Origin of the sequence: Cecembia sp. (genome assembly GCF_007126775.1) — a bacterium.
Taxonomy (GTDB): Bacteria; Bacteroidota; Bacteroidia; order Cytophagales; family Cyclobacteriaceae; genus Cecembia.
On record NZ_SLAP01000023.1, the window covers coordinates 1 to 4,968 of the forward strand.

The following is a 4,968-nucleotide window of genomic DNA, read 5'->3' on the forward strand; positions in this document are numbered from 1 at the left end:
AAAAATTTTGTTTAATTCCTGTTTGGGAATACCTATCCCATTGTCCCGAAAAAGTACCTTTGCCTGATTATTTTCCAAGCTGATGGAAATGGTGCATTTGTGGTTCTTGGAAAACTTGCAGGCATTGCTCATGAGATTGGAAAAAGCGATGGATAGAAGGTAAGCATTTCCTTCTACGGTTACTTCCTCTTCTTCGGAATTTTCCGCAAAATCCAGTTCGACTTTATATTCTGGATTGCTTTTCTGCAATTCAGTACTGGCATCAAGTAAAACTTCATCCACCCGGATTGGCTTGAAATTAACCTCAGATCGGTCATAGTTGGCTTTGGCAAAATCCAGTAGGGTACTGAGTAGTTTTGCCATCCCATGTCCATCTGCCAAAACATTTTCTAAAGTCTCCTGGTATTCTTCCAGATTCCTTTCTCTTTGAAGTGCCCACTCAAGTTCTGTGATGATGGCAGTCAAAGGTGTGCGCAGTTCATGTGACACATAAGAAACAAATTGCTTTTGGGATTCGAAGGATTTCTCCAGCCGCTCCAATAGTCTGTTGATGGTATGGGCCAATTGCTTTAACTCATCTTGTTCTTCTCCTTCTCCCAACCGGAGGTGCAGATTGGAAGCGGAAATCATTTCTGCCTCCATAATCATCTCCGTCACCGGACGTATTATTTTCTTGGCAAAATACCTTCCCAGAAATACAATGAAGAGGACTCCAAAAAATAAAACAATGATGATTGTATCCCGGATATTTTCCAGTTTGCTATACCCATAGGCATCATAAGCAGCAGCGGTTACGAAAAAGGGTTTTCCTCTGTACTCATAGACAAATCCCAATACTTGCCAGCCTTCCTGAATAAATTGCATGGATTTATTTTCCCTGATTTCCTTAAACATTTCAGGAGTTTCCTTGACAAAATCAATTTCGACTGCATCATGATAGACCAATTGCTCTTCCCCGTCATAAATCGCCACCTCCACCTCATATAGAATTTCCCTGTTTTCCCGATAAATGGTTTGAAGGGTTATGGCATCAAGTTCTGTCTCTAATAACAAGTTGATTTTGGTAATGGCTTCTTTTTCCAATATAGTATAGAACTCATTAAGCCGGTTTTTATAAGCTGATAAATAGACAAAGCCCATGAACAGCACCAACACCGAAATGGTGAGCAAAGTAAACCATAAAGTGATGCGCTTCTGGATACTCATTGTTTTTGTAGGACAAATCCCATACCTGTACGGGTGTGGATAAGCTGGAAACCAAAAGGTTTATCAACTTTTTTTCTCAGGTAATTGATGTAAACATCAATGAAATTGGTGCCAGTATCAAAATCCAGGCTCCATACTTTTTTGGCAATCTCTTCCCTTGAAAGGACCCGCTCCGGGTTCTTTACCAAATAAGCCAATAGCTTATATTCTTTTGGTGTCAACTGCAGTTCTATCCCTTGTCGCCATGCTTTTTTCTGAAAAGTATCAACCGATAGGTCAGCATAGGTGATGATGGCCGAATTGGGCCTTTGAGAATCGGACCCTACTCTTTTTAAAAGGGTTTTGATCCGTGCATGCAATTCTCTAAAATCAAATGGTTTGACCAGATAATCGTCTGCCCCAGCATCAAAACCCTCCAGTTTATCATCGGTAGTGCCCAAAGCCGTCAACATGATAATGGGGGCTTTGCTTCCAATTTTTCGGATCGCCTTACAAAAATCTAAACCATTCATTTTTGGAAGGATAAGATCGGTAATGATCAGATCGAAATGATCATTGTCAAAAAGCTTTAGGGCCATTTCTCCGTCATATACAGGCGAGACTTCAAAGCCTTTTTCTTCCAAGCCTTTTTTTATAAGCTTGGATAAACGCTCATCATCTTCAATTAGCAGAATTTTATTTCCCTCAGCTGGCATGATAAAACCTTTTCAGGTGAGTTGGTGGATAATAGTTGCTTGATCCGGCCATTTTTCCAAGAGCTCCTTTGCAGTGAATAACTTGAAATCCTTGAAATCAAACCCCGGTGCCACTACGCAAGAAACCAAACTATAACTGTCTTCTTGGTCTACCGTAGATCCAAAAACAACGCCTGATTTGACCAATTGATATGGAAGGTGACCTTTTTGGTCTGATGGACCAACCAGTAGTTTTTCATAACCCATGTCCGAAAGGACATGAACCGTCAAGGGACTGCCTTCATGATAAAACCACATCTCATCACTTTTGATCTGATGGAATTTGGAGAAATTGGCTGAAGTGAGCAAGAAATAGATACAGGTCATCAGGCTGCGGCTGCCCTGGTCAGTCACTACCTGCCATTCTGATCGGTAGGTCTCTGCATAGTAACCTCCTTCCGGGTGTGCCTTCAGCTGAAGCTGATCGATCAATTCCTTAATCCGCTTTTTCACTTGTCGTATATTGCTATGATTTTATCCACAATTCGCTCGGCAGTTTTTCCATCCCACATGGGTATGCCTTCGTAACTTTTCCACTGATTATTCATCAGTTTTTCTAAATAAGGGGGCAAGTTTTTGGGATCTGTACCCACTAATTCATTTGTGCCCAATTCAATTGTTTCAGGTCTTTCTGTGTTATCCCTTAGGGTAATGCATGGGACATTCATCACCGAGGCTTCTTCTGTAATACCCCCAGAATCCGTAATGACTCCTTTGGCATTTTTCACCAAATAGTTGAATTCCAAATAGGAAAGGGGATCTGTCATGTGTAGGTTAGGGTCACTGATACCCAGGTTTTGCAGATTTTTGGCGGTTCTAGGGTGTACTGGAAAAATGACCGGAAGTCCTTTGGTCCCTTTCATGATGGCATCAATCATTTCTTTGAGTTTTTCCTCCTGATCCACGTTGGCCGGTCTGTGCATGGTCATTACAAAATAGGACTGCGATTGGAGTTGGTCAAACAATTCCCCTTCAGGTTTTTGAAAGCGAGACATATTGGCCACCAAAGTATCAATCATGGTATTCCCTACAAAGTGTATGCAGGACTCAGGGAATCCGAGTTTTCTCAGGTTATTGTTTGCAATTTCTGAGGTAGTAAAGAAATGGTCGGTGATACTGTCTGTGACCATTCTGTTGATTTCCTCAGGCATACTCAAATCTCCTGAGCGAATACCACCTTCGACGTGTGCCACATCGATTACTAATTTTTTTGCTGTGATGGAACATGCCAAAGTAGAGGTAACATCCCCTACCACTATCACCAAGTCTGGTCTGTGGGCCATCAGTTCTTTTTCAAAAGCCACCATAATGGCGGCAGTCTGTTCTGCCTGTGTTCCACCTCCTCCTCCAAGGTTGGCATCAGGCTCCGGGATATTCAATTGTTCGAAAAAGTCTCCGGACATTTTTTTGTCATAATGTTGTCCTGTGTGCACCAAGCGGTATGAAATATCTGCCCCTTCATTCATTTTTGCCTGTATGGCATGGATTATCGGAGCTATTTTCATAAAATTTGGCCTTGCCCCCGCCACCAAGGTAACATTTGTCATAAGTTTAAGTTTAAAATCAATGCAATTTAAGGAATACCCATTCCTCTGACAATCAAAATCAAAAAGAGACTTAAATATGCTTCGTTTAAAAGCGGGAAAACCACCAAGATTTTATTTATTTGTAATCTTTAGGTAGTTTTGACCGGTTATAATTCTTAGTACCAACCATTTCAATAGCATGCTTTTCAAAAGATTTGACAGTTTAACTCTCTTTTTGATTTGTTTATGTCTTGTCTTTCTTCATTCATCCTGTCAGGACCGTTTGGAAAGTCAACAAATTGTCTATTCCAATAATTTTGGCCAGTTGGACCTGAGGAATTTTGAAAATGGGAGATTGTTTATATTTCAAGGGGATACGTTACTTGGTTTTTATAATAACGAGGAAGTTTCTGTAACCATTCCCGACCTCCCTGGTCATAATGTACTAAAAATTGAAGTTGATTTATGGATTCATGACAGTTGGGATGGAAACCCTGATGATGGTGTCAATGGGCCGGATTTTTGGTTTATGAAAATAGATGAAGAGGAAGTATTAAGGACTACTTTCTCCAATACCCCTTGTATGCCCACCTTTTGTTTGAGGCAATCTTATCCACAAGACTATTTCAGACAAAACGACCCCAAATCTGGGGCGGTTCAGACCAATTTACCGGGATTATGTCTATTTGGAGCATTTCAAAATTATACCACGCGTTACAGGATCAGTAGAATGGTTTCGCATAACACCGGCAGTGTTAAAATTACATTGGGCGATGAATTGCTTCAGACCAACAGTCCTGATCCTATTTGCGATGAGAGTTGGTCTGTGGGAAAAATAGAAGTTACAACAATGGTGGTTATTTAGGCGGTGGACTGATGAAGATAAAAATAAAGCTAAATCTAGTATTTCTGACACTGCTGCTAGCAGTAGCACTTCAAGAGGTATTGTGGGCGCAAACCGTACCGCTGAATACGCCTGTTTTGGAAGAATACATGCGCAGGATGCAGCTTTTGGGAAGGCTGGACGATAAATCTTCCATGACCATTAGGCCTTTGTATCCTGTTTATGCTTTTGAAAGAAAAAATGGTCTGGACCTGGATAATACCTTTACCGATATTGACCAGTCTAAGGTCCATCATTATTTCGATAAAAAGAGGGATGGCCTGATAATGGCCATGCCGGTTACCTTACGCACACAATACAATTCGGATTACGCTTTTGGACTTAATAATGGAGCCATGATTCCCAATAGTGGTTTTCAACAGCTCGTCAGTGCTGGATTGTTTTTCAAAGAGGGTAAATTTAGTATTCAATTGCAACCTGAAATACTTCTTGCACAAAACAGGGATTACCTCGGTTTTCCAATTGAGCATCAATCCACTATTCTCTTCTACTATGAGCACATGAACCGGATTGATATGCCAGAGCGTTTTGGGGCTGGGCCTTATAATCGTTTACTGCCCGGCCAGTCCAGTATTCGCTTCAATCCGGGTAATTTTTC

5 protein-coding genes and 1 pseudogene are annotated in these 4,968 nt (G+C 41.1%); 2 read left to right on the top strand and 4 right to left on the bottom strand.

Features of this window, described 5'->3' with window-relative positions; all coding sequences use genetic code 11:
* From QZT73_RS01735 to wecB, 4 genes are all read right to left on the bottom strand, one after another.
* Positions 1-1,206 (bottom strand): histidine kinase dimerization/phospho-acceptor domain-containing protein (locus QZT73_RS01735; protein WP_291786289.1); only part of this gene is annotated, 1,206 nt, incomplete at its 3' end.
* Positions 1,203-1,901 carry a response regulator transcription factor gene (locus tag QZT73_RS01740; RefSeq protein ID WP_291778568.1) on the bottom strand — a complete coding sequence of 233 codons (699 nt, stop codon included), beginning with the start codon at positions 1,899-1,901 and terminating at the stop codon, positions 1,203-1,205. The genes QZT73_RS01740 and QZT73_RS01735, both read right to left, overlap by 4 nt.
* A gap of 12 nt (positions 1,902-1,913) precedes the next feature.
* Complete coding sequence (locus QZT73_RS01745; protein WP_291778565.1) at positions 1,914-2,393, bottom strand: cupin domain-containing protein; 480 nt, start codon at positions 2,391-2,393, stop codon at positions 1,914-1,916.
* Positions 2,390-3,487: a UDP-N-acetylglucosamine 2-epimerase (non-hydrolyzing) gene (wecB, locus tag QZT73_RS01750; RefSeq protein WP_291786290.1), complete on the bottom strand. Its 1,098-nt coding sequence runs from the start codon at positions 3,485-3,487 to the stop codon at positions 2,390-2,392. The genes QZT73_RS01745 and wecB overlap by 4 nt, the downstream gene beginning before the upstream one ends.
* 178 nt (positions 3,488-3,665) lie before the next feature.
* Here wecB and QZT73_RS01755 point away from each other — a divergent pair, with 178 nt between their 5' ends.
* Both QZT73_RS01755 and QZT73_RS01760 read left to right on the top strand, forming a co-directional pair.
* Positions 3,666-4,331: a hypothetical protein gene (locus QZT73_RS01755; RefSeq protein ID WP_291783256.1), complete on the top strand. Its 666-nt coding sequence runs from the start codon at positions 3,666-3,668 to the stop codon at positions 4,329-4,331.
* Positions 4,332-4,342: 11 nt separating this feature from the next.
* Positions 4,343-4,968, top strand: a pseudogene (locus tag QZT73_RS01760) (hypothetical protein); the annotation flags it as partial.